Origin of the sequence: Persicirhabdus sediminis, assembly GCF_016595495.1 — a bacterium.
Taxonomy (GTDB): Bacteria; Verrucomicrobiota; Verrucomicrobiia; order Verrucomicrobiales; family Akkermansiaceae; genus Persicirhabdus; species Persicirhabdus sediminis.
In genome coordinates this window covers 161891-184797 of record NZ_JAENIM010000021.1, presented here as the reverse complement: position 1 = coordinate 184797, position 22907 = coordinate 161891, and the positions used below count along the sequence as shown (strand labels likewise).

At 51.0% G+C, this 22907-nt stretch carries 17 protein-coding genes; 7 read left to right on the top strand and 10 right to left on the bottom strand.

The genetic code is table 11. From position 1 onward, the window contains the following. Window positions 1-198: 198 nt before the first annotated feature. Genes ruvX through JIN82_RS04325 form a run of 3 tightly spaced genes read right to left on the bottom strand, consistent with a single transcriptional unit; the run spans window position 199 to window position 2762 of the window. The gene (ruvX, locus tag JIN82_RS04335; RefSeq protein WP_234041764.1) at window positions 199-645 is read right to left on the bottom strand and encodes a Holliday junction resolvase RuvX; all 447 of its coding nucleotides are present in this window, start codon (window positions 643-645) and stop codon (window positions 199-201) included. A gap of 15 nt (window positions 646-660) precedes the next feature. Then, complete coding sequence (locus JIN82_RS04330) at window positions 661-1734, bottom strand: mannose-1-phosphate guanylyltransferase (RefSeq protein WP_200310414.1); 1074 nt, start codon at window positions 1732-1734, stop codon at window positions 661-663. 44 nt (window positions 1735-1778) lie between these two features. Continuing rightward, on the bottom strand, window positions 1779-2762 hold the full coding sequence (locus JIN82_RS04325) for a bile acid:sodium symporter family protein (protein WP_200310413.1): 984 nt from the start codon (window positions 2760-2762) through the stop codon (window positions 1779-1781). 145 nt (window positions 2763-2907) lie between these two features. Here JIN82_RS04325 and JIN82_RS04320 point away from each other — a divergent pair, with 145 nt between their 5' ends. From JIN82_RS04320 to JIN82_RS04300, 5 genes are all read left to right on the top strand, one after another. Beyond that, window positions 2908-3663: a hypothetical protein gene (locus JIN82_RS04320; RefSeq protein WP_200310412.1), complete on the top strand. Its 756-nt coding sequence runs from the start codon at window positions 2908-2910 to the stop codon at window positions 3661-3663. 135 nt (window positions 3664-3798) lie between these two features. Next, window positions 3799-4518 carry a hypothetical protein gene (locus tag JIN82_RS04315; protein WP_200310411.1) on the top strand — a complete coding sequence of 240 codons (720 nt, stop codon included), beginning with the start codon at window positions 3799-3801 and terminating at the stop codon, window positions 4516-4518. A gap of 188 nt (window positions 4519-4706) precedes the next feature. Beyond that, complete coding sequence (locus JIN82_RS04310; protein ID WP_234041763.1) at window positions 4707-5516, top strand: hypothetical protein; 810 nt, start codon at window positions 4707-4709, stop codon at window positions 5514-5516. 341 nt (window positions 5517-5857) lie between these two features. Further along, a complete protein-coding gene (locus JIN82_RS04305) occupies window positions 5858-6463 on the top strand; it encodes a hypothetical protein (protein ID WP_200310409.1) in 606 nt (201 codons plus the stop codon). 55 nt (window positions 6464-6518) lie between these two features. Further along, window positions 6519-8717, top strand: coding sequence for a glycosyltransferase (locus JIN82_RS04300; protein ID WP_200310408.1), 2199 nt, complete (start codon window positions 6519-6521; stop codon window positions 8715-8717). Between the two features lie 923 nt (window positions 8718-9640). Here JIN82_RS04300 and JIN82_RS04295 read toward each other — a convergent pair. Further along, window positions 9641-9778 carry a hypothetical protein gene (locus tag JIN82_RS04295; protein WP_200310407.1) on the bottom strand — a complete coding sequence of 46 codons (138 nt, stop codon included), beginning with the start codon at window positions 9776-9778 and terminating at the stop codon, window positions 9641-9643. A 1328-nt stretch (window positions 9779-11106) separates the two neighbouring features. Beyond that, entirely contained in the window at window positions 11107-11961 is an 855-nt protein-coding gene (locus tag JIN82_RS04290; RefSeq protein WP_200310406.1) for an SMP-30/gluconolactonase/LRE family protein, read from the bottom strand. Window positions 11962-12384: 423 nt separating this feature from the next. Between JIN82_RS04290 and JIN82_RS04285 the strand changes: the two genes are divergently transcribed. After that, the gene (locus tag JIN82_RS04285; protein WP_200310405.1) at window positions 12385-13398 is read left to right on the top strand and encodes a ligand-gated ion channel; all 1014 of its coding nucleotides are present in this window, start codon (window positions 12385-12387) and stop codon (window positions 13396-13398) included. A 94-nt stretch (window positions 13399-13492) separates the two neighbouring features. On the opposite strand, the gene JIN82_RS04280 is transcribed toward JIN82_RS04285, so the two are convergent. The 3 genes from JIN82_RS04280 to ribH form a co-directional block, all read right to left on the bottom strand. Further along, window positions 13493-15640: an AMP-binding protein gene (locus JIN82_RS04280; protein WP_200310404.1), complete on the bottom strand. Its 2148-nt coding sequence runs from the start codon at window positions 15638-15640 to the stop codon at window positions 13493-13495. Window positions 15641-15771: 131 nt separating this feature from the next. Continuing rightward, window positions 15772-16641: a transcription antitermination factor NusB gene (gene nusB, locus JIN82_RS04275; RefSeq protein WP_200310403.1), complete on the bottom strand. Its 870-nt coding sequence runs from the start codon at window positions 16639-16641 to the stop codon at window positions 15772-15774. Continuing rightward, entirely contained in the window at window positions 16634-17137 is a 504-nt protein-coding gene (gene ribH, locus JIN82_RS04270; RefSeq protein ID WP_200310402.1) for a 6,7-dimethyl-8-ribityllumazine synthase, read from the bottom strand. The genes nusB and ribH overlap by 8 nt, the downstream gene beginning before the upstream one ends. Window positions 17138-17299: 162 nt before the next feature. On the opposite strand from ribH, the gene JIN82_RS04265 reads away from it, so the two are divergent. After that, the gene (locus JIN82_RS04265) at window positions 17300-18040 is read left to right on the top strand and encodes an NlpC/P60 family protein (RefSeq protein ID WP_200310401.1); all 741 of its coding nucleotides are present in this window, start codon (window positions 17300-17302) and stop codon (window positions 18038-18040) included. 81 nt (window positions 18041-18121) lie between these two features. Here JIN82_RS04265 and JIN82_RS04260 read toward each other — a convergent pair whose 3' ends face one another. Then, window positions 18122-19420 (bottom strand): DUF1552 domain-containing protein, encoded by a 1299-nt coding sequence (locus JIN82_RS04260; RefSeq protein ID WP_200310400.1) that lies wholly within the window; start codon window positions 19418-19420, stop codon window positions 18122-18124. A gap of 12 nt (window positions 19421-19432) precedes the next feature. After that, on the bottom strand, window positions 19433-22867 hold the full coding sequence (locus tag JIN82_RS04255; protein ID WP_200310399.1) for a DUF1592 domain-containing protein: 3435 nt from the start codon (window positions 22865-22867) through the stop codon (window positions 19433-19435). Window positions 22868-22907: the final 40 nt, after the last annotated feature.

The window sequence follows — 22907 nt, the reverse complement described above, 5'->3', positions numbered from 1 at the left end:
AAGAGTGGCTCGCGCTGAAGCCAGCGCGCGCAGGCTTTTCACCATAGATTTGGCGAAAATGACAGAAATTTCTCGTTGTGATACCGCTGAAGTCCGCTGTGGGCTCAATCAGACTGGCATAACGTGGATTTAGCTGGAAATTTTGCCCACCGCTGGAGGTGAAATATTCCGCTGCAGCTAGCTGGCGATGGGGGGATGCTAGAACCCTTCTGGCGGCAGCTCGTAGCTGGTATCTTGGCTAGTGAGCCAATCGTTGAGGATTTCTACAGCGGCGGCTTGGTCGATGATATTTTTGTGCGACTTGGCTTTTTTGCCAGCTTGGCGCAGTTTGTTAGCCGCAGCTACGGTGCTGAGCCTTTCGTCGCAGTAGTGGATGGGCAGCTGGGGAATGTGCTCCTGCAGGCGTTTGACAAATCCGTAGACTTTTTCGGCAGCGTCGCCCTCGCGACCGTCGAGGTGATAGGGCAGGCCAACCACCAGCTGCTTCACCTGTCTTTGCTCTATCAGCTCGGCAATCCTCAGCAATGGATTCACATCCTTGCAGTGGATTGTTTCTAGCGGATGGGCCATGATGCCGACGGGATCGGTGATGGCGAGGCCAATTCGCGCGGAGCCGTAGTCAATGCAGAGGACGGGATGAAGCATGGTCAGATGAGTTAGTTAGAGTAATTCGGCGGGCAGCTGGCCGCCGAGGTTTTTGATGGCGTCGGCTTGGTGGCGGTTGCATACTAACAACGCGTCATCAGTTTGCACAACGATGAGGTCGTCGCAGCCTAGCAGGGCTACTTTCGTTCCTGGTCTGGCGTTGAAGACGATGTTGTTTTGGCTATCGATTTCAGCCAGCTCGGTATTGGTTTTGTTATTGTCACCTTGTTCGTCGAGGTATTTGGCGACGGAGATCCACGAGCCGACGTCGTCCCAGTCGAAGGTGGCTTCGATGTTGAGCACGGTTTTGGCTTTTTCCATCAGCGCGTAGTCGATGGAAATTGGCGTGAGCTCAGGGAAGTTTTCTTTAACAAATGCTTTAGTATCGTCAGCTGCGGCGATGTCTTCAATGAACTTGGCTAGCTCAGGTGTGTGCTGGGCGAGCTCTTTGGTGACGCTGGCGATGGACCAGATGAACATGCCTGCATTCCATGAGAAATTGCCTTGGTCGAGGAATTGTTGGGCCAGCTCAGGGTTTGGTTTTTCGCGGAATCGGCTAACTTGATAGACTTGGTTTTTCAGCTCAGGCATATCTAGCTGGAGGGCGTCGCCGCGCTCGATGTAGCCGTATGATGGGCATGGCCAAGTTGGTTTGATGCCGATAGTTAGAAGGGATTCGCTAGACGCTGCAACAGTAAGTGCGTCGGCCATCACTTGGTGGTAGCTGGCGGTGTCTTGGATGAGCTGGTCCGCTGGCAGCACCATCATGGTGGCTTCGGGATCGCGGGCGGCGATGAGGCCGATGCCGAGGGCTACGGCTGGAGCGGTATCACGCTTGGCTGGCTCGGCAAAGATGTTTTCAGCTGGCAGCTCAGGAGCGCATTCGCGTACGCCTTGTTCTTGCAGCTCGTTAGTGAGGATGAAGATATTTTCGACCGGGATGAGCCCTTTGAGGCGGTCTATCGTTTGGCCGAGCAAGGTGGTGTCTCCAAACAGGTTGAGCAGTTGCTTTGGTTTGGCATTTCTAGATAATGGCCAGAAGCGTGTGCCGCTGCCGCCTGCGAGAATGAGTGCGTATTGCTTGGACATGCGGCAGGCTAAATTCAGCCTAGCTGCTAGGCAAGGTCGAATGACTAATTGTTATCCAGCTGGGGCCGCTTGGCGTAGCGGTTGGCGAGCACGGCGCAGTAGAAGATCTGAATCGGGTGATAGATCATGATGGGCAGCAAGAGCATGCCGAGGGCGGGGTCTCCTGCGAAGATGATTTTGGCCATCGGGATGCCAGCGGCGAGAGTTTTCTTGGTGCCGCAGAAGACGGCGGCAATTTCATCTTCCTTGGAAAACTTCAGCCAGCCAGTGGACTTGGTGATGCCGTGTGAAATAGCTAACAATACTAGGCCGCTGATAATGATGGTGACGGCTAGCAGCCAGATGGAGAAATCAGCCCAGATGCCGCCTGCTACTGAGTCGCAGAAGGCATTGTAGACAATCAAGAGGATGACGATTTTGTCGACTTTGTTGACGATTGATTTTCGTTTGTCCAGCCACGGCAAGAGTAGGCGGCGCAGCAGTTGGCCAAGGATCATGGGCAGAATGAGGATTTTGGCAATGGAGCTAACTGTGGCTGATAGGTCCATGCTGACGCCGTCTAGGCCCATGAAAAGCTGGACGAGAAATGGGGTAATAAAAACACCGAGGATGCTAGAGAGCGAGGCATTGAAGATGGCGCCAGGCACGTTGCCGCGGGCGATACTGGTCATCGCTACGGACGAAGAAATGGTGCTAGGCAGGGCAAATAAGTAGCAGAAACCAAAGGCCAGGGCGGCAGGCATAAAGGCTTGTAGGCCATCGCCGCAGATCAGCCAGATCAGTGGATAGACGAGGAAAGTGATAGACTGGACGTAGAGGTGCAGTCGCCAGTTGCTCATGCCTGCGATGATGGCTTTGGGCGACAGACCGATGCCGTGGAGAAAGAAGATTAGCGCAATGCCAAGGGAGGTGATTGTATCCAGCTGGAGTGGTCCAGCTGAGACGCCAGGAGCTGGAAATGCAATTGCGAGCAGAATGGCGGCGACCATACCTGCGAGAAACCATTCTTTTTTCAGCCAATTTGTCATTATTTTTGATACTACAGTTTAAATGTATTACGGATTGTAAGTTAAGTGATTGATAATCAACTAAACATTTAGCAATTTTCCGACCTGTCCTCTCAATCGTTCTTTAGATCTTGATTGATCCGATGGAATTTCAGTTAACAGGTTTGTGAAAGTTCTGAAACTTAGTCTGTTTGCATTGTTGTTGTTAGCCCCCCTGCAGCTCTCGGCGCAGGTTTTGTATGAGTATTTTGATCGCCCGTCGCGGAGCAGTATATTACCTCGCGAGTGGATTGCAATGCATGGTCACTCCAGCGTGTGTCCGGTTAGGACTGATTGGGATAATCGTTCGCTTATTTTTGGGGGCTGTGAATCGAAATGGCTATCTGGCTGGTTGCGGCCAGTTCCTGAGTTAGAACTAGGACGTGTGGGTACTTATTATTATGAGTTTTCCTTGGAGGATACTGAGCTCAACCACCATATTGGTGTCTCTCTAACTAGGCCGCAGCGGTTTAAAATACTCAGCCACTTTACCGCGCACGTGGTGCTGCGCGAGTCTGCGACTGGTGATGGCGTGGACCTCTTGGTCTCCGAGCCAGGTGGGAAAGTAACCACCGTGGTCACTGGCTTGCAGCCTGCTTACGAGAGGTATTATGGACTGTGGATGGTGGTGGATATGAAAAATTTCTGTTTTGACATCTACCTGAAGGAAGCGGGCTCTGGGGAAGCTGACCGCGAGGACCTACTGGCTGAGAAAGTGCGTTTTAATAAACCCGTAGATCGGCCAATTTGTACATTTGCCATGCTTACCCGTTGGAGTGGTGAGGATGTTAGGGGGCTGCTGAGAATGCGCAATTTTGCCTATGCTAAGGGTGTGTCGTTAGGTTCAGTGGATTACCATGGGAGCCTAGCCAATCTGCGCTAGTTGCGTTGTGGGACTTTCATGAAGAGCGCCTCATTATAAATTGACGGTAAATGTCATGTGATGTTGCTCTAGCTAGCTGGATGAGGTTTTTAACTTGCTGAATTGAGAATAGTTAGCGATTACATATGTGTGAGTTTGAAGTTCATATATGCAATTATTTTCCTGCCGTTGTGTAGTATTACCTCTTTAGCTAGCGAGTTGTACGAGGATTTTTCTACCAAGTGTAAAGGTGGCGAACTGCCAAATGGCTGGGCGCCGATGTCCCAGTCTGCGAGGATCACGCCTACGCGCACGGATTGGGATGCGCAGGTTTTGGTTTTTGGCGGTAATCGATCAGACGACCTAGCTGGCTGGGTGCGTCAGGTGCCAATGCTCAATATTGGCGAAGTCGGCACTTATTATTTTGAGTTTTCGCTGCAGCACGACCAAGTGAATCATTACATTGGCATTTCCTCAACTCTGGCAAAGGCGATGAAGGATGAGAGTAACTTGAAGGCCAGTGTGATCCTGCGCAACTCATCCAGTGGTTTTGGGGTGGATTTGTTAGCTGCTTTGCCTGATGGGAAATCGAGTGTGATTTCAGCCAACATGGAGCCGGCTGAAGGGGTGTATTATTCGATGTGGCTGGTTTTAGATACCGTGGCATTCACCTATGATGTCTATCTGAAAGAGGCTGGGACTGGTGCGGCAAGTGAAGATGATTTGGTAGCCAAAGGAGTGGATTTTAATAAAATAGCGAAGCGTGATCTGCAAACTGTCGCGGTGATGAGCAAGCGTAGTAGTGAGCTGAAAAGTGGTGCTATTTTGCTGAAAAATTTAGCTTTTGCGAAAGGTTGCCAGCTGAATCGATTTTAATAAATAGACAGGTTTTTCTGTCTTTTGGTGGGGCGTGCAGCTTCTCTAAGTCGATGTGGCTGATTTGTGTAGCTTGCCTTGGATAAAACAGTCACAGGGATTCATACTATGGTTCGTTTGTGTTACGGGTTGAGCTTTAAGTGTTTGCTTGTTAACTAAATTTTCAATTTGAAACACGATGTCATTCATTGTTTCTTTTGCTCTTGATCTGTCATTCACAATTGGCGATTAAGACGAGCGTGAGGACTTTTTATATATGTGTTATTATATTTATGGTAACCCCCCAATTTCTGCAGGCCCAGGAAGTGTATGAATTATTTGAGCGCAGCCACAAAGAGGCTGTATTGCCAGATACTTGGGGGCCGATGGATGGGAAAACTCCATTGAATTTTGTGGAGACATCTTGGCTTGAGAAGACCATTGTTATCGGTGGGAATATTTCCTCTAAGATTGCTGGAATTAGCCGTCCTTGTCCGCAGGTCAAAGCTGGCGAAGTGGCTACCTATTATTGTGAGTTTTCACTATTAGATGAGGAACTTTTCCATTACTTAGGTTATTCATCTCTACCTTTGGAAGGTGTTAGGTCTTCGGGTACTTTGAGCATGTGGCTACTGCTACGCAAATCATCTACTGGTGAAGGCGTGGATATTTTTGTTCCCACTGGGCAAAAGGATGCAAAGCGAATTTATTCCTCTCTCAGGCCAGATGCGAGTGTAACTTATTGTCTCTGGCTGGTGATGGATTCAAAGAATAGCTGTTTTGATGTTTATTTAAAAAGCCAGCGAGGAAAGGCGACAGAGGATGATTTACTTGCTCGCAAGGTGCCATTTCACAAGGGATTGAAGGGGCCTGTTCAATCATTTGCCGTGATGTGTAAAAAATGTGCTGAACCCAAAAACGGTTCGCTTGAGCTAAAGAATTGGGCTTATGGCAAAGGCGTCCAGCTAGGAGGAATTAATACCGCCTTAGCTGGTGGCCCTGAGTCTTCGCAGAAATAGAGCATCGAGAAGTTCCGCCAGCTGGAGAATGGTGATTCTGCGTCGCATATGCGGACGATGTTTGATTTGCATTATCACTTGGTTCTAAGACGCTTGTTCAGCTCGTAGGCAAATGGCGATGTGAGGGCGTCATTTATTAATTCGTTTTAGCCTTGATCTGTCATGTAGAATTGACGATTAAGACGAACGTGAGAGCTTTTTATATATGCACAATTATATTTCTGGTAATCCCCCAATTGTTACAGGCAGTGGAAGTCTATGAGCCATTTCATAGATCCCGAAAAAATGCTGAATTGCCAGATGGTTGGGGGCTGCTAGAGACTCAGAATCCACTGAGCTGTTTGCATACTTCATGGGATAAAAAAGCTGTTATTATCGGCGGAAATAAATCCAATAAACTTGCTGGTGTGAGCGGCCCGTGCCCGCCAGTGCTCCCGGGAGAGGTGGCTACCTATTATTATGAATTTTCGATTTTAGACGAGGATCTCTTACATTATATTGGTTTATCTACGGTGCCTGTGAAGAAGGTGAAGTTTGCGCACAATCTGAAAGTGTGGCTGATGTTACGTAAGTCTGAATCAGGCAATGGGGTGGATTTTCTTGTGCCTAATGGCAAGCAGGAGCCGAAGCTTGTTTATTCGGTAGTGGAGCCAGATCCGGATGCCTATTATTGTGTATGGATGGTGATGGATTGGAAGAAAAGTTGCTGTGATATCTACATCAAAGAAACGCGCGGCAGAGCCACGGAAGATGATTTGGTCGCTCGCGGGCTATCATTTTCCCAGAAATCGGATGACCCGATTCAATCATTTACCGTGATGAGCAGATTCAGTGGGCAAAGCAAAAAGGGTTCTCTTGTATTTCAGAATTTTGCTTACGCACAAGGGCGCAGGATTTGCGCGGTGAAAAATTCATTGGTGGGAGGCCTTGAGATTTCCAATCGATAGTGTCTTATCGCGGCCAGCTAGCTAGCTAGTAGTTAGTAGGGCTTTGCGGCTGACAATGGCGAGATGTTTTGGTAGGTCATTTTTTGTGAATGATGCGGTGAGACACAGGCTGACGGTGGTGGGGAAATTTTTTTCTTCAGCTGGCCAGCGTGTTTTTATCAAATGTGTGACATTTGGTCCGTTTCCAGACCCGCAGCCAGATCCGGCGAGTGAACTTGCTGAGGTGCGGTCGGCAGGGTTTAATGCGATCCGCATTTATGGTGACCCGAGCGATGAGTTATTGGATGCGGCGCTGGCAAATGGCCTATGGGTATTTGTTGGGGTTTCCTGGCCGTGGCAGGATGATTTTTTGCGCAGCAAATCCAGCTGGCTGGAGGTGCGTGAGCAGTTTAAAAAATCACTGCTGCGCTGGGGGAAACATCAAGCGGTGGCGGCAGTTTACGTAGCTAACGAGCTGAACTCAGACCTCGCGCGCTGGCTGGAAGTGCACCGCTGTGTGAATGCGCTGCAAGAGCTGATCGAGCTAGGCCGCGAGCTGATGCCACATTTGTTATTTGCGTATTCCAACTACCCAACAAGCGAGTTTCTGGAGCCGAGCAATGCGGACTTCACTGCGTATAATATTTATTTAGAAGACCGCGGTGATTTTGCCGGATATTTACCGCGTCTGCACCATTTGGCTGGCGACCGCCCCGTCTTGATCTCCGAGGTGGGCATGGATACCCAGCGCCACGCTGAAGCTGAACAAAGCGAGCTGCTGTGCTGGCAGCTGGAGGAATGCTTGCTAGCTGGGCTAGCTGGGACGACGGTGTACGCTTGGTCTGACCGTTGGTTTAATGGTGGACGAGTGGTGGATGATTGGAGTTTTGGGCTGAAACGCCGAGATGGCTCAGCCAAACCAGCGCTGGCTGATTTGACTGCCCAGCTGAAGAAGGTGGACGGCCCTGAGGCTGGGTTAGACCGCTACCCTAAGGCTTACTGGCCAAAGATCTCGGTGATTGTTTGTGTGCATAATGGCGCGCATCGCATGAAGGCGTGCCTGCAGGCGCTCAGCCAGCTGGATTATGCTAAATACGAGGTGATCGTGGTGGACGATGGATCCCAAGACAACATCGAGCAGGTGGTGGGTGAATTTTCCAAAGTACGGCTGATCCGCCAGCCACACGCAGGCTTGAGCGCCGCGCGTAACCTTGGCGCCAGCAAGGCGAAGGGGGAGATTTTTGCTTATACCGATGATGACTGCGAGCCAGATCCAGCGTGGTTGAAATGGATTGCTCATGGATTTAACCAGCTAGACTGGGATGCTTGTGGTGGACCGAATTTACCGCCAGCTGCGGAGAATGAAGCGCAGGCCATCGTGGCGTCAGCTCCAGGTGGCCCGTCGCATGTGATGCTGGATGATGTGGAGGCCGAGCATTTGCCTGGCTGCAACTTGTGTGTGCGCCGAGATGCCTTTGAGGCAATTGGTGGGTTTGACTCTATTTACTGGGTGGCGGGTGATGATGTGGATTTTTGTTGGCGCTTGCGCGAGGCCGGTTACCAGCTGGGATTTTCCGGCGCGGCTTTTGTTTGGCACCACCGGCGCACGACGCTCTACCGCTACCTGAAACAACAACGTGGATACGGGCGAGCCGAGGCATTATTGATGCGTGAGCACCCTGAGCGATTTCGCCGCAACCAAGGCGCCAGCTGGGAAGGGGTGATCTATACCGGCGCAGCCATGAGCTCAGTAAACCATCTGGGCAGCATGGATGCCGATGCGGTGATTTATCATGGTATCGTCGGCGCGGAGCCATACCAGCAGCTGCATCGGTATGTGATGCCAATGCGTCCGCTGGCCGCTGGCCACAATGGACGCAAATCTCAGCTGAAACTCCAGCTCGTATCGTGGGCGCAGCAGAAGATTCGCCGGTGGACACGCCATTGGCATAGCCGCAAATTCCGCAGCCAGCTGGAGCTAGCTGACCCGGTGGTGCTGGCCGAGCCACAGGAGAAATATCGCACCGTCGATAGCCAGCTAGCGGTGCCAGCTGGCATGTCTCGCGAGCAGTTTTTTTCCCGCATGCAGGAAATTGGCTGGGTGCGACCTGAGCGCGCGCAGCTGTGGGATTTAGAAAAATCATCCACTGGCGCCTTATTGTGCTGGCTACCGAATCAGCCAGATGTGGTGCAGGTGAGGTTTTTCTTAGCTTTAGGCAAAGATCATTTCACCTCACATAAAGAGATGGTTTCAGCTCTATCTGCATCAGCCTAAATGTCTTGCGGGTAGCTATTGTCCATGTGTTATGGCGAGCCTTTAGTGTTTTTTGATAAAAAAATCACAATATATGAAAAATTCTCATGACCAGATGCTTATACTAATCAGAACCTAAACTGGGCGCGCGTGAGACAGGGTTTATTCATCATCCCAACGCTCAGTGAAGAAGTTCTAAAATCTGTCTAGTCATTGACTGTTAAGATTTTTCATTGTTTGTGTGTATGGATGGCCGGTACCTCATTTATTTGAGTACCGGTCATTTTATTGCCCAAAAACCAGCTGGAAAGACGCGCCCTGAATCATCGTGGATAAATGGAAAATCTAGGTTGGAAAAAAAGAAATGCTTTTTTAAACAAAACCATGCTTTGTGGCGCTTCACTAGTACAAGACGCAAGTAGTAAGTGATTGATATGGAGTCTTCATTTAGTTTAGTGCAAACGTCTTGTGCTAGGAGTCATCGCTGACTACTGGTTTTTTTCATTGTTTGTGTTTGGTAGCGGCTAGCTTCTCTTGGGTGAGTGATCTAGCCGCTATCTTTTTGCCCTCAAATAGCCCGCTGGTGAGCTCACTCATAGCTAGCTAGTGCGCTTTTTCTCGCCCCTTTGGGGCTTCAGATCTCTTCGGGGCGATCACCCAGACCTGCGTTAGGCTTTCAGCCCTGCCTTGGTCTGGGCTGTGATCTCTTGGTCCTTTGGACCTTTTTTTGCTCCTTAGCATGGTGAAAGCTGAGAAAGCTGGCTGGATTGTGGTTTGCCAGCTGGCTGGCGAGCTCAGCTGGCGGCTGGGAAAACCCGGAAAAACCCAAGTTGTTTCCAGCTGGATGCTTTGTGGAATATGGACTCACCGGTCGTGTGGAGAAAAAATGCCGTGCATTATTTAGCGGTAATGCTGCCGTATGACGAAAAAATGCCGTGCATTATTTAGCGGTGATCCTGCCGAATTGGTGGGGTGGCGAGCTCGCTGAGGAAGCTGGCTGGATTGTGGTTTGCCAGCTGGTTGGTGAGCTCAGCTGGCGGCTGGGAAAAACCCGGAAAAACCCAAGTTGTTTCCAGCTGCATGCTATGTGGAATAAGGAATCACCGGTCATGTGGAGAAAAAATGCCGTGCATTATTTAGCGGGATTTCATCCAATTCTCGTCGCAGGATCTAGCTGGCTTGGGCATTGTATTGGTGCCGGTTTTGGGATTTGTTATCTGTTCGTTTTGAATGGCTTGGTTGGCACGTTTGTTTGTGGTCTTTTGGGGTATTTATAGATTGGTCAGACAAAAAACTTCGCTGCGGCGCTTTTTATGTACAGCAGGGCACGGTGGTTCACTCGACTCCCCATACTCGATTGAGCTCCTGGTTTTGCTTACTTAGTAGTCTCCCATAACTATTAGGGTTTTTTCATTGTTTGTGTTTGTGATGGTCAGCTTCTCAGGGGTGAGAGAGCTGGCCATCTCTTTTTGTGCCCTGATGGTTTTTCCGCTTGGAATATTTCATCGATGGGGCGGTGGGAAAAACCGCTTCTGCACGGTTGTTTATCCAGTTAGTATGGAAATATAGATTTTTTAGAAAAATGGTCTAGTCGTGTCGCTTTATGATTAGAACGAGCTGATACCAAGCTAAGCGACTATACCTCGCCTTCCTTCATTTCGTTTACTTGATAGTTCATTGAGACTGTTAGGTTTTTTTCATTGTTTGTGTTATATGGGCCAGCTTCTCAGGGGTGAGAGAGCTGGCCTTTTTTTGTCCCAGCTGGACGGGCTGAATCTAGCTAATCTGCTGATCACAAGTTGGTTTGGTACGCCTGTTTGGGTGATTTTTTGGCTGCGAGGAATTTTTTAGAAAAATGATTTGGTGGTGACGCTTCTTGTATACAACGAGCTGATGTCTAGCTAAGGGATTTACCTTATTTAAATTTCAATTCGTTTACTTGATAGTCTTCATAACTATTGGGGTTTTTTCATTGTTTGTGTTTTGATGGCCAGCTTCTCAGGGGTGAGAGAGCTGGCCATCCTTTTTTAGATCCAGCTGATTTTTTAGGGCAAATTTAGCGTGCCAGAACTAGTGTTCGTACGGTCGTTTTTGATCTGATATACAAATCGTAATTTTTTAGAAAAATGATTTAGTCGTGACGCTTCTTGTATACAACGAGCTGATATCTAGCTAACGGTTTTTACCTTCCCCTAAATCATTTCGTTCACTTAATAGTCATTCATAACTATTGGGGTTTTTTCATTGTTTGTGTTTGTAATGGCCGGCTTTTCTTGGGTGAGAGAGTCGGCCATTATTTTTGCCTAGCTGGCTGGGGAAAATGAAGTGGTCCGCGCACTCGGCGTGACCTGAGGGCACAAAAAATGCCCAGCTGGAGTCAGCTGAGCATTTTGTTTGAGAGTGGATGGTTTTACCCTTTGTAGGCGAATGCTGGAATGCCCTTCACGCCGAGCCCGGTGATTTTGTAGAGTCGGCCAGCATTTTCTTCTTCGATGCTACCGTGGATGCCGGTGGTGACGTAGAGTTCGTCGAGATTGTCGCCGCCAAAGGCACATGCGGTTGTTTCCATGACGGGGAGTTCGACGCGCTGGAGTTCGGATCCAGTTTCTGGGCAGAAGCGCACGACACATGATCCGTGGCAGAATGCGACCCAAAGTTTCCCTTCGGCATCGATGGTCATGCCATCTGGTGAGGCGTCGATGTGGCCAGTGTTGATGACTTGGCGTTCGCGGGAAATTTCTCCTGTGGTCTCAGAGTAATCAAAGGCGATGACGGCGCGGCGTGGGGTGTCGATGTAATAAAGTGTGGATGCGTCCGCTGACCAGGCTAGGCCATTGGAGTTGGTCACAGGGCCGTAGGCGTGCTGCAGTGAGCCTTCGGCATCCAGCTGGTAGAGTGCGGCTTCTTGTTTTTTCACTAGGCTGATAGTGCCTGCAAAAAATCGTCCATCTGGTGAGCATTTGCCGTCATTGAAGCGGTTATTTTCTAGCTCTGGCTCAGGGTCGATAATGTGTTCGAGTTCGCCAGTGGTTTCATCGAGGAAATACAGGCCATTGTCGCCAGCGATGACCAAACCGCCAGACTCGCGAGGAACCACGGTGCCGACGCGTTCACCTACAGGGAGAAATTTCTCTTCACCGCTAGCTGGATCAAAAATAACAACGACGTGTTTTTCGATATCTACGTAGTAAAGTTTGTCATTCCACCAAATTGGACCTTCGCCCCACTGCGCTTGATAGTTGCCAACGATTTCAATGTTTGCCATGTCGATGGCTTAGCATGAGCGTCACGCGCTGTCCAGAATCCATGCGTGTCATCCTAGCTGGCTAGTTAGAAATAGACTAGCTGGATGTAAATTTGAGCTAGCTAGAAAAAAAAGCTCGCGGCCAAGATGGACGCGAGCTGGTGAGTGGTTGGGGAAATCCTGATGTTCCTGTCTAGCCGACGATGCCGATGAGCTCGAGCACGATGTAGACAGAATAAATGAATGTGCACACGAGGGCGACAGCGACTCCAATGGTGCAATTAACTACGCGTTGGCGGGTCATTTTCATAGTTGTTCTAGGGAATTGGTTAAGCGCTTGATAGCGGGTTTGGCAGGTGAGTCAAGTGGATTGCTGGCAGCAGTTTTGGCGTCGCAGTAGTTTTTGGTGATTGAGCTTAGTGATAGAAATGCTAGAGCAGGTGCATGAAACGTCTATTTGTATTGTTATTTTTGTGGTTAACCAGCATCTCGGCGATGGCATTAGACCTCGATCAGGACGATCTGAAAAGCCTGCCTGAATCTGGTGGCGGCCCGGTAAAAGTCTGGGTGCGCTTTGCGCTGATCGATATTGAGCAGATTGATTCTGCAAAACAGAATTTCACAGTGAACTATGCTTATATGGTGCGCTGGCAGGACGATAGGCTCAAGCACGACGCTGAGCACGATGTGGTTGTTGATCTGGGTGATATTTGGTACCCGCAGATTCAGATTACCAACCAACAAAAGCTTTTCAAAACCCTGCCAGAAGAAGCCAATGTGAGCCCGAATGGTGAAGTATTGATGATTCAGCGAGTGTGGGGGAATTTGTCCCAGCCGCTAGATTTGCGTAACTTCCCTTTCGATAAACAGCACTTTTACATCAAAATGATGGCAGCTGGCGATTCTCACCAATCGGTGGTTCTTGTGAAGGATGATCGATTCCCGTCTGGCTTAGCCAAAAAGTTCTCACTGCCCGACTGGGAAATCACAGGCTGGGATGTCGAGCTCGGCCAAGGTGCCTTGTTTGATGATCTGCCTAAACGCTCGGTATATATTGTCGACCTGCAAGCCCAGCGTTCGTCGAATTATTATGTCGTCAAGGTGATGAGCCCATTGGTTTTCATCGTCATGATGTCGTGGATTGTCTTCTGGGTGGACGCGGCTAAGGCGGGTCCACAGATTGGTGTGGCGACAACGTCGATGCTGACTTTGATTGCCTATCGTTTTGCCATTGGCAAAGAGATGCCGCAGATTTCCTACATCACACGCATGGATGGATTTGTTTTTGCCTCTACCGTATTGGTTTTTGTGACTTTGATATTAGCTGTCACCACCGCGGTTTTGGCGCAGAAGGAAAAGGCACACATTGGCAAAAAAATCGATCGTGTTTGCCGCTGGCTGGTGCCGATGATCTTCATCTACATCGCCTGGCATAGCCTCGTTTATATGCGCGTGTGAGGGTGAGCTCGCTGGCTGGATTTTTCCCGCCAGCTGAAAGTGCCCCAGCTGGAGGAGATTTCCAGCTGGAGAAAAAATGGCAAGATTCAGCGGCTTAGCTGAGCTCTTGGGCCAGTTGCTCGCACCCTTTGATGTCGAGCTTGCCAGAGGCGAGCACAGGGATTTCTTCCACTGGGATGAAGTTACGCGGGCACCAGAGCGATGGGATTCCCATGTCCATGAGCTTGTAGCGCAGGTCGATGCATTCCTGGTGGTAGGTATCGCCACAGAGAGTGCTGAGGAGCACGATGGCTTCACCCTTTTGTTCGTCAGGCACACCAACGACGGCAATTTTGCGCTCGGTTTCTTGATCGAGCTCGTAGATCTGGTTGATGGCGGCTTCGACGGTTTCGTGAGGCACCATTTCGCCGGCGATTTTTGAGAATCGTGAAATGCGCCCTTCGATGTAGAGGAACCCGTCGTCGTCGACGCGACCGATGTCACCGGTATTGAGCCAGCCATCTTTGATGACTTCGTCAGTTTTGGCGGCATCTTTCAGGTAGCCTTGGAAAATGTTGGATCCTTTCAGCCAGATCACCCCTTGTTCGCTAATTGGTGTGGCTTTGTCGTTGGCTGGGTTGGTCAGCTTGACGGCGATGCCGGGAAGCAGTTTACCCACCGAGCCAGCTTTGTTGGATGGGATATCGCAGCCGGTGCCATCCACCAGCATATCTGGGATGTTGAGGTTGGTGGCTGGGCTGGTTTCGGTGAGCCCGTATCCCTCCATCGGCATGATGCCAAATTTCTCAGCAAATTTTTCCGCCAGCGAACGCGGCAGTTTTTCTGCGCCAGTAGCGATGAGCTTGAGCGATTTGAGTTTCTCTGGATCCACGCGGCGCATGTAGCCACGCAGGAATGTAGGTGTATTGATGAGCAGGCTGATCTGGTGCGCTTCGATCAGGTCGGCAAGGCGCTTGGTTTCCAGCGGGCTCGGGTAGGTGACTAGGTTGATGCCTTCGATACATGGATACCACAGCGTCACGGTGCTGCCAAAGCTGTGGAATAGTGGCAAACAGCCGAGCAAGGTGTGCTCGTTAGACATATTGACGCGTGAGCCAAATTGGCAAATATTGGCGAGCACATTGCGGTGGCTGAGCGGCACACCTTTTGGTTCGCCAGACGAGCCTGAGGTGAAAAGCAAGACGGCTTCGTCGTTGTTGCGGTCTTCGCCGAGGCCGAGCATCTTGGCAAGCACGGGAACTGGCAGAATCTTGCTGAGGATCACCCAGCGGATGATTTTCTTTTTCAAGACTGGCAGCTCGCGCTCGATGTAGATGATGTCGCGGTTTGGCGGCCACGGGTAGTGTGGCATTTTGCGGATGAATGGATCCGCGGTGATGTATTTGTCTACGCCAGCTTGGCGAATAGACGAGTGAATGGCGCGGTTGCTGGCGGTGAAGTTGATGTTCACCGGGATTTTATTAGCAAAAAGTACCGCGAGGTTGGCTACCAGACCACCTTTGCCGGGAGGCAGAATGATGGCCACGCGCTTCTTTTTGGTCTCTTGCTTGATGATCTGAGAGAGCGCGATGGCGGCACCTAAAATCTTATCGTAGCTGAGCGTGGAGTCATCCGTGCCATCTGTGATGGAGCTGGTGCTGCCGTGTTTTTTCAGGCCAGCTAGCAGGTTGAGCGTCAGCGATCCTTCTAAAAATGAGCGTGACGAGTAGTTGCGTTCGTCGCCAAGTACCAGAGCTTCGCGCCAGCTAGCTGGGCTCGCTTGCTTGGCTGGAATTTCCACGCTGAGGCTGATGATGGCCTTGGGCAGGTTGCGCAGAATATCTGTGCATAAGGCATTTTCTTCCACCATGTGGCAGGAGAGCGCGTGAATTGGCAGGCCCAGTTTGCAGAGGAACTGCAGGTGGCTGGCCGGTACTGGTGAAATGTCACCGCGGTGGGTGCGTGCCTGGCCAGCTAGGAAAATAATCACGCCATTGTTGGCGAGTGATTCCTTTAGTTTTTTGCCGACGAGCTGCGGGTCGTCGTCGAGCGAGAAGGCGAGCACATTGCGCTGCTCGGCTTCTAGAAATGCCTGCTCGGTGAACTCGAGTGAGATGTTTTCCTCGCACAGCCAGGTGATCTGGCGGTCTGCGAGTTTGTTTTCCAGCTGGAGAACTTCGTGAAAATCTAGGCGGCCTGGGATGATCAGGGCTCCTTTTTGGCTCAGATTTTCAAGTCCGAAAAATTCTATCGCTTGGCTCATAGTTCTTAGTAAAAGTGCTGGAAGATGGGTTAATATTTAGTGCCATTATCCAATCACGCAAGATACCATGCGGCAAGCGGCAATGCCTGCTAGTACAGAAATTTAGGGGTTAATGTGTACTGATGTATCGATTATTTTACCGCATCGAGCACACCATTGATAAATCTGGCTGACTGGCTGGAGCCAAATCGGCGAGCGATTTCAATAGCCTCGTTGATGGCAACGGCGCGTGGAACGTCTGGGCAGTTCAGTAGTTCGTACACAGCAAGGCGCATCACGGCGCGGTCGATCGGGTCGATACGCTCAGGTGAGAAGTTCTCGATGCACTCAGAGAGTTTTGCGTCGAGTGTCTCTTTATTATCGAGCACACCTTTGATCATTTTGCCAGCTTCGCGGCGCAGTCCCTGCAGCTCTTCTGATGAGCTTTCGATGTGGCTAGTGGCTGGATGTCCTGGCTGTTTTTCTGGGAATTCGACGATATCGAGGCGCTCAGAAATGCGGCCAAGTTGGACGATGGCGGCGGTGCATGCTTGCAGTTTTCCGCTCAGTTCAGGAAAATCTTCACACTGCTTGTGCCATTCTTTACGGCTATTTTGCAGGCTGTGGTTGAGCACAAAAACTTCTTCGAGCATTTCTTCAAACTCAGCTTGTTCGTCTTCGTCTTTAGCCAGCTGGCTGAGTCGATCGAGGCATGTGCTGAGTTTGCTTTCCCCTTCAGTGAGTTTGACGAGGATGCCGTTGAATACGGCGTAGTCAGTATAGCTGCCGAGCAATGATTGTGCTTCTGGCTGGCGAGCTACAAATTTTTCAATTCTTCCAGGACGTCCTTGAGTGATGTGCTGGATGGCTTTGTTTTTGGCGAGAGCCAGTTTGCGAATATTTGATTCTTGGGCAATTTGCCAGAATGTTTCTTCGAGGTTTTCGGCTGCGGCTCCTCCTTCGAGGTCAGCACAATATAGGTACTGAATGGCAGTTTCGCGGATTTGGCGTCGCTTAAGCATTGCTTGGAAAGTGTCTAGTTGAGGTGCGTTTGAGTTGCGCAAAGGTGTCTAATGCACGTACAGCAGAGCGAGCGGCTTCACGACCGCGGTTGAGCTTGCTGCCTATGCAGCGTGCGTAAGCTTGTTTTTCGTCTTCGACAAGAAGAACTTCATGGATAATAGGCATACGGTGACGAACGGACATCTCCATGAGGGTCTCGGTCACGGTGCTGGCGATGTGGTCGCCGTGCATGGTTTGGCCACGTAAGATAAGCCCCAGCGCAATGACAACGTCTGGTTTTTCTTCGGCAATAAAGGCTTCAGCTACAGCTGGAATTTCAAAGGCACCGGGGACGCGCACGAGGTCGCATCTACCGCTGCCGAGAAGCTCATCGAGTTCTTCTTGGGTATTAGTGACTAGGGCGTCGGTGAATTCCTGATTGTACTCTGAAGCCACGATAAGAACATGAGATCTAGCTCCGCGATGGCGTGGTTTAGGAGGTAGCGCTGTAGACATAATTAGGATTTAACTGCTGAGCTGGTGATTTGAAAGAGTGAAGTTGCAAAATGTAGTGATGATGGGGGATTTTGGTCATGGATGGTTACATCGCGGTCGTTTTTTACTCTAGCTGGAAGTTGACTTGTATTCCTTCTAGCTGGAGGGTTTCACCAGCAAACGATGAATTTTAAATTTCCTAAATCTTTAGCTGGAGCTTGGTGTGCCTGCTTGCTGGTTTCTTGTGAAATCTCCAGCCAGCCGGGCGGGCAAGATTTCCAGCCAGCAGAATCCGTCACGCGCGAGCAATCACTGAGAATAGCCGAGGCATACCGGACAATGTATTGGACGGCGAGTGAGCAAAATGTGCAACACGCAAAAGACGCCAATGGCATCCTCGTGCATACGCCTGATGCCGATATGCCCGATGGAATTTCCTCGCGCCCAGGGTGGTGGAAAGTTGACCAAGAAAATATGGGCATGCCGTATAAGTGGGGTGGTTTTGATACCCCGCGCAGCTTTGAGAAAAAGCTCAAACAAGGTTATGCGGCGGGAGATGTTTATACCCGCGCCAAACGTGCCCAGCTGGAAAGTGGCGTCAGCCAATATGCTGCGGGCATCGATTGCTCAGGGCTAATTTCTCGCTGCTGGCGGCTGGATCGTCCGTATTCCACCCGCGAGCTGGCGAGTTTATGTGAAAAGCTGCCCAGCTACGCCGACCTTCAGCCGGGTGATATATTAAACAAAAACAACGACCACGCGCTGCTATTTGTAAGCTACGTCGAGGGCACTTCGGGCAGTCATTTTTGGGCGTATGAGACGGGCGCGCCACCAACTTGGAAGGTATTGTTGCACACGATTCCGGTAAATTATGTAAAATCGCGTGGCTATTCGCCGTATCGCTATCATGGCATGAAGCCATGAGTGTAAAAAAAGGACCCACAGCGACTAATCTGTGGGTCTTTTTTTGTGCCAGCTGGCTAGCTGGTGAATTTTAGCTGCTGCTTAGACGGGGAAAATTTCCTTCAGCGTGCCGTTGCTATTGGAGAATGACTCAGCTTGTACGCCAGTGTGCTGGAGCATGCTCAGCCACATATTTGCCAGCGGGGTATCATTTTCCTCAAACACATAGTGCTGCCCTTGTTTGACGCCGGTGCCAGTGCCTCCAGCTAGGAGGAATGGAATATTGCGCTGCATGTGCACGGTGCGGATGTTGCTGCCGTAGGCCACCAGTGTTTGATCGAGCAATGAGTTGCCGGCAACGTCTTTGGTGGTGCCGAGTTTATGGATCAGGTAGGCGAGCGACTGAGCTTGCAGGATGTCTCTGCGCAGTGACACTTCGTAGCGTGAGTCGTGACCTTTGTAGTGGCTCATTTGGTGTGACCCGCAGTTGCCAGACTCGAGCTCTTTGAGCAGCACATTGAGTGGCTGGCGGTACGAACAGACGCGGGTTTGATCGGTCTGCAGCGCAGCTACCATGAGGTCGTACATCAGCTTGATCTTTTGTGATCCTTTGAACTCCTCAGCTTCTGGGAGGGCGAGTGGTGATTTGGGTTTTGGTTTGCCAATCCACTGTGAGGTTTCTTCCAGCTGGCGTTCCATTTGCCGCACGGAGGTGAAATATTCATCCAGCTTGTCTTTGTCTGACGAGCTGATGACTCGCTCCATTCGCTTGGCGTCGTCGAGGATGGTATCGAGCACGCTTTCTTTGCGGGCTAGGCGATCGCGTTGTTGTTCTTCGGTGAGTGTTTCTGGGGTGAAGAGTTTATTAAAAACTTTCATCGGGTCGCCTTCACCGGGAATGGCGCTGCCGCGAGAATCCCATGCCAGCGATGAGCCAGGGCCCATGCCGCCTTCACCTTTTTCAGTCAGCGTGAGCGACGGGAGGCGGGTTTTGCCGAGGAAATGTTCCGCGGCGAGTTGGTCGCACGACACTGTGTTGGAAAATCCAATTGATGGATTGCGATAGACGTCTGCGCAGGTGAGGAAGGTGGTGCAGCCACTGTGGACCGATGGACACGCTTGGCTGCTCAGGTTGGAGACAACGGAGAAGTATTTGCGGTAGCGCTCGAGCGGTTTGAGCGCTTTGGGCATTTCGTATTTGGCGCCAGCGGTTTTTGGAAACCATGCTTCTTCAGTCACCCCGTACGGGTAGCTGAGAAACATCAAGCGGCGCGGGGCTTCAGTGGCCACCGTGCTAGCTTGAGCAGCGGATAGGGGGGTCATCGATTCGAGCCAGGGTAGGGCGATCGTAGCAGAGGCACTTTTTAGGAAAGTGCGGCGTGAGAGACGTTTGCGGATCATAGTTGTAGCTGGTTATTTTTGTTGGAACGTGTCGCTAAGGACGATGGCAAAGATTAAACTTTGGGCGGTGTAATTGTTGAGTTTTACAGTCTCAACAATGTCTTCGATGAGTGGGGTATCTTGGAAACCCACTGGACGTGCCAGTGAGTAAGTGAGCATGGCTTTCGCCAGACTGCGCACCAGGGCATCGCGGTCTTGGATTAGGGCGTCCTGAAGACCATGATAGCTATCGAATTGGCGCTGACCGTCGGGCATTTGCCCCTGCGTGGACAGCGGCAGATGGCGCATTTTTTTGATGTCAGACGGGCTGGCTGGAAGGATTTCTTCGGTTCTCCAGTTGCCTGCGGCGTCAAAGTTTTCCAGCCCGAGGCCAATCGGGTCGATGGTATGGTGGCAGGCGGCGCACTGCACCTGCTGGGTGTGAGCAGCCATGGCATCAGGCACGGTGGTATCGATGTCACCGCTGTCGATGCTTAGCTGCGGCACGTTTGGCGGCGGCTGCATTTCTGGAAAGTCGAGGAATTTGTAGAGGATGTAGGCGCCGCGCTCGACTGGTGATGTACGGTCGCCGTTGCCGGTCATGGTGAGGAATGACGCTTGGCTGAGCAGTCCGCCACGCGGGCTGTCATGTGGTTTGGCGATCGGCTGGAAATGTGGCCCCAGCTTATCGATTGGCAAGCCGTAGTAATCAGCCATCAGGCGGTTAACGACGAGGTAGTCGGCTTTGATCAACTCGTGGACCGGACGGTTTTTGCGGATCAGAGTATTGAAGAATCGCTTGCTTTCTTCTTTGGATGCCTGTGCCACGGCGTGAGTCCAGTTGGAGTAAAGGAAGTCGTTGGGGTCCACTTCGTCTACTTTGTAAAGTTTGAGCCATTGGTGGATGAATCCATCATTAAAATGGTCAAACTTGGGATCTTGGATCATGCGCATGACTTGTTCTTGCAGCACGGCGAGGTCTTTGAGTTTGCCGTCCCGAGCGAGTTTTTTCAGCGTATCATCTGGCTGGCAACTCCACAGGAAATAGCTCAAGCGGGTAGCTAGCTCGTTCTGGGTGATTTCTTCAAACCCTTCTTCTAGATCGCTGTCTTCGGCTAGATACAGGAAACTCGGCGAGGCGAGCACGATGGACAGTGGCTCGGCTAGCGCTTCTTTGAATGAGGACCCGTCAGCGAGTGATTGCTGGTACAGCTTGAACAATTTGTCGATGTACGAGCGGGTTGGCGGGTTGTTGTGAAAGGCTTCTTTGGCAAAATTATGAATGACTTCCTTGGCGTAGCTGTCGCTTTCATCGTCGTCGCCATTGAAGAATATGCGGTTGTAGCCAATGAGCGACGATTTGCCTTCGACGGGAATCAGCTGAGCTTCTCCCAGCCAGATGCCGTATTGGTTTTTATCGATGCTGCCAAAAGCCTTACGTCGGCGGTTGGTGAGCTGGTTGACCATTTCGGTGAACAGCTTGGATCCTTCTTGTTTTGGTGCCTTTTCAAAGGCGGTATTGTAGCAGCGGAAGGAGATCTGCTGGCCGCGGTCGTCGTGACTATAATAAAATGGGATCTCTATGGTTTCAGGCGAGTCAGGCGTGCTGGTGATGATATTTTCGAAGACGATCTTTTCTGAGCGTCTCACACCAATACTGACCTTAAGCACCGGTGGGTAGCTGGTGCCGCCGACTTGAGCGCATTTGAGGCGCAGCTTGTAGTGGCCATTTGCTAAGGTGATCGACTTTTCTCCCTTGGCTGCTTTTGGCGGACGCAGCGGGATGGCCAATGACTCAAGTGTCTTATCGGCGTGCGGTAAAATCAGGCTGCCAGTGTCGGTATAGGGCAGTTTCTCGTATTTTAGCAGCGGAGAATCGAGCACCGCTTGGCTCAGCCTGAGGCTGCGGTTCAGCATGGTCAGGCCGTCGTTACCAGTTTGCTTGGCAATGTCTTCATCTTTGAGCCCTTTGGCGCGCAGAGCGGCTATTTTATCAATGTATTGTTGAGCCTTGGGAACATGCCTATTTTTGTACACATCAATCGCTTTTTTGCGCACGTTGGCGATGTCGAAGTCGATGGCTTCTTGTCTGGCGTGGAGGCTGTTTTTGGGGGTATTGCAGGCGACTTTGATGGCTTTTTCCGCCAGCTCAAGGTATCCGTAAATCTGCTGGCTGGAAACGGTGAGGCCTGAAGCTACCGTATCAAATCCATAACTGCGTGTATCGTCGGGAATGTCTTCTGGGGTGATGCGCACGCCGGTAAGCTGCTCGACGGTATGGATGTATTCGCGTTTGTTCAGGCGGCGAAGTTTTGATTTTCCTGACTTTGATGCAAAGTACAAGCGGGCCTCTGATAAACTATGCGTGAGTGGATCCAGCGCAGCTAGAATGTCTTCGTGGCCCGGTTGTTTGGCCTTTTTGGGCGGCATGCTGCCAGCGTTGAGGTTGTCTAAAATATCCGTCCACAGCTCCATGTCGAAGACGCTAGCAATTTCAGCATTCAGGTCATCGAGTCGCAGGTCGCCCTCTTGTTCATCAGGTCCGTGGCAGCTGACACAGTATTGTTGCAGAAAGGGCTGAATTTTATCTTCAAAATGAAGCACCTCGTAGCTGGACGGCTGGCTGGTGACCTTGGCTTCGCTGAGCGGTGTCTCGCGCTTGTTCGCTAGCTTTTGGTATCCTTGCGCTGAGTTGCCCAGAATATCTTGCTGCGGGCTCTCAGGCGTGAGCGTTGCATTGACCTTAGTGGTTTTGCTGATTTCGAGCTCACCTTCATCAGCGCGCACCATTTCAGCGATTTGTGCTGGCATCAGCGAGGTGTCTACAGCTTCCGCTTTGGCGGCGGCAGTTTCTGCCTCTGCAGCTGGCTGGTCGTCGGTTTTGCCAGTCAGCTCGGGAAGGTAATAAATGCCAGCGAGTGCGCCGCCGAGAATGGCGACTGAGGCAAGCATGCCAAGGTAGTTATTTTTGGCTTTCACCACCGGCTGTTGATAGACCGCCTGCGCTGGTTGGCGAACTGGCTGCGCTGGGGCTGCTGGCTGGGCGACGGCGGCTGGTGGAGGAGGTGATTTTGCAGCGCGCTTGGGTGCGGCTGGTTTGAGCGTGACAGCTACAGGCTCAGCTACTTTGGCCGCAGCTGGGGCGGGTTTTTTGTGCCTTTTGGGTGTGGATGTTTTCAGCTCCACGGCAGCTGATTTTTCCTCAGCTGGAACCGGCGTTGGCTCTTCAGCTGGTGATTGCGTGGCGCTGAGCTCAATGGCAGCACAGCGAGCACCGCAGTCGCAGGCGGTTTTCCTTTGGTAAAACTCACGGGTGATCACGCCAGGTTTGCCACAGGAGTGGCAACTCATGAGGTACTCATTTTTGCCGTGAGGAACAAACCACAGACGATAGCCGCATTGGCAGTCGTAGTGTTTGCTTTGTGGGGGGAACTCGGGGAGCGAGGTGCCGCAGGATACACAGTGCATAGGGTAAAAAATGTTTGGGGTGCAAACGTTTTATACGTTT

Excerpts from the sequence above, each read along its gene's own strand:
- ruvX (WP_234041764.1), bottom strand. The coding sequence starts at position 645 with ATGCTTCATCCCGTCCTCTGCATTGACTACGGCTCCGCGCGAATTGGC.
- JIN82_RS04330 (WP_200310414.1), bottom strand. The coding sequence starts at position 1,734 with ATGTCCAAGCAATACGCACTCATTCTCGCAGGCGGCAGCGGCACACGC.
- JIN82_RS04325 (WP_200310413.1), bottom strand. The coding sequence starts at position 2,762 with ATGACAAATTGGCTGAAAAAAGAATGGTTTCTCGCAGGTATGGTCGCC.
- JIN82_RS04300 (WP_200310408.1), top strand. The coding sequence starts at position 6,519 with ATGGCGAGATGTTTTGGTAGGTCATTTTTTGTGAATGATGCGGTGAGA.
- JIN82_RS04295 (WP_200310407.1), bottom strand. The coding sequence starts at position 9,778 with ATGCAGCTGGAAACAACTTGGGTTTTTCCGGGTTTTTCCCAGCCGCCA.
- JIN82_RS04290 (WP_200310406.1), bottom strand. The coding sequence starts at position 11,961 with ATGGCAAACATTGAAATCGTTGGCAACTATCAAGCGCAGTGGGGCGAA.
- JIN82_RS04285 (WP_200310405.1), top strand. The coding sequence starts at position 12,385 with ATGAAACGTCTATTTGTATTGTTATTTTTGTGGTTAACCAGCATCTCG.
- JIN82_RS04280 (WP_200310404.1), bottom strand. The coding sequence starts at position 15,640 with ATGAGCCAAGCGATAGAATTTTTCGGACTTGAAAATCTGAGCCAAAAA.
- nusB (WP_200310403.1), bottom strand. The coding sequence starts at position 16,641 with ATGCTTAAGCGACGCCAAATCCGCGAAACTGCCATTCAGTACCTATAT.
- ribH (WP_200310402.1), bottom strand. The coding sequence starts at position 17,137 with ATGTCTACAGCGCTACCTCCTAAACCACGCCATCGCGGAGCTAGATCT.
- JIN82_RS04265 (WP_200310401.1), top strand. The coding sequence starts at position 17,300 with ATGAATTTTAAATTTCCTAAATCTTTAGCTGGAGCTTGGTGTGCCTGC.
- JIN82_RS04260 (WP_200310400.1), bottom strand. The coding sequence starts at position 19,420 with ATGATCCGCAAACGTCTCTCACGCCGCACTTTCCTAAAAAGTGCCTCT.
- JIN82_RS04255 (WP_200310399.1), bottom strand. The coding sequence starts at position 22,867 with ATGCACTGTGTATCCTGCGGCACCTCGCTCCCCGAGTTCCCCCCACAA.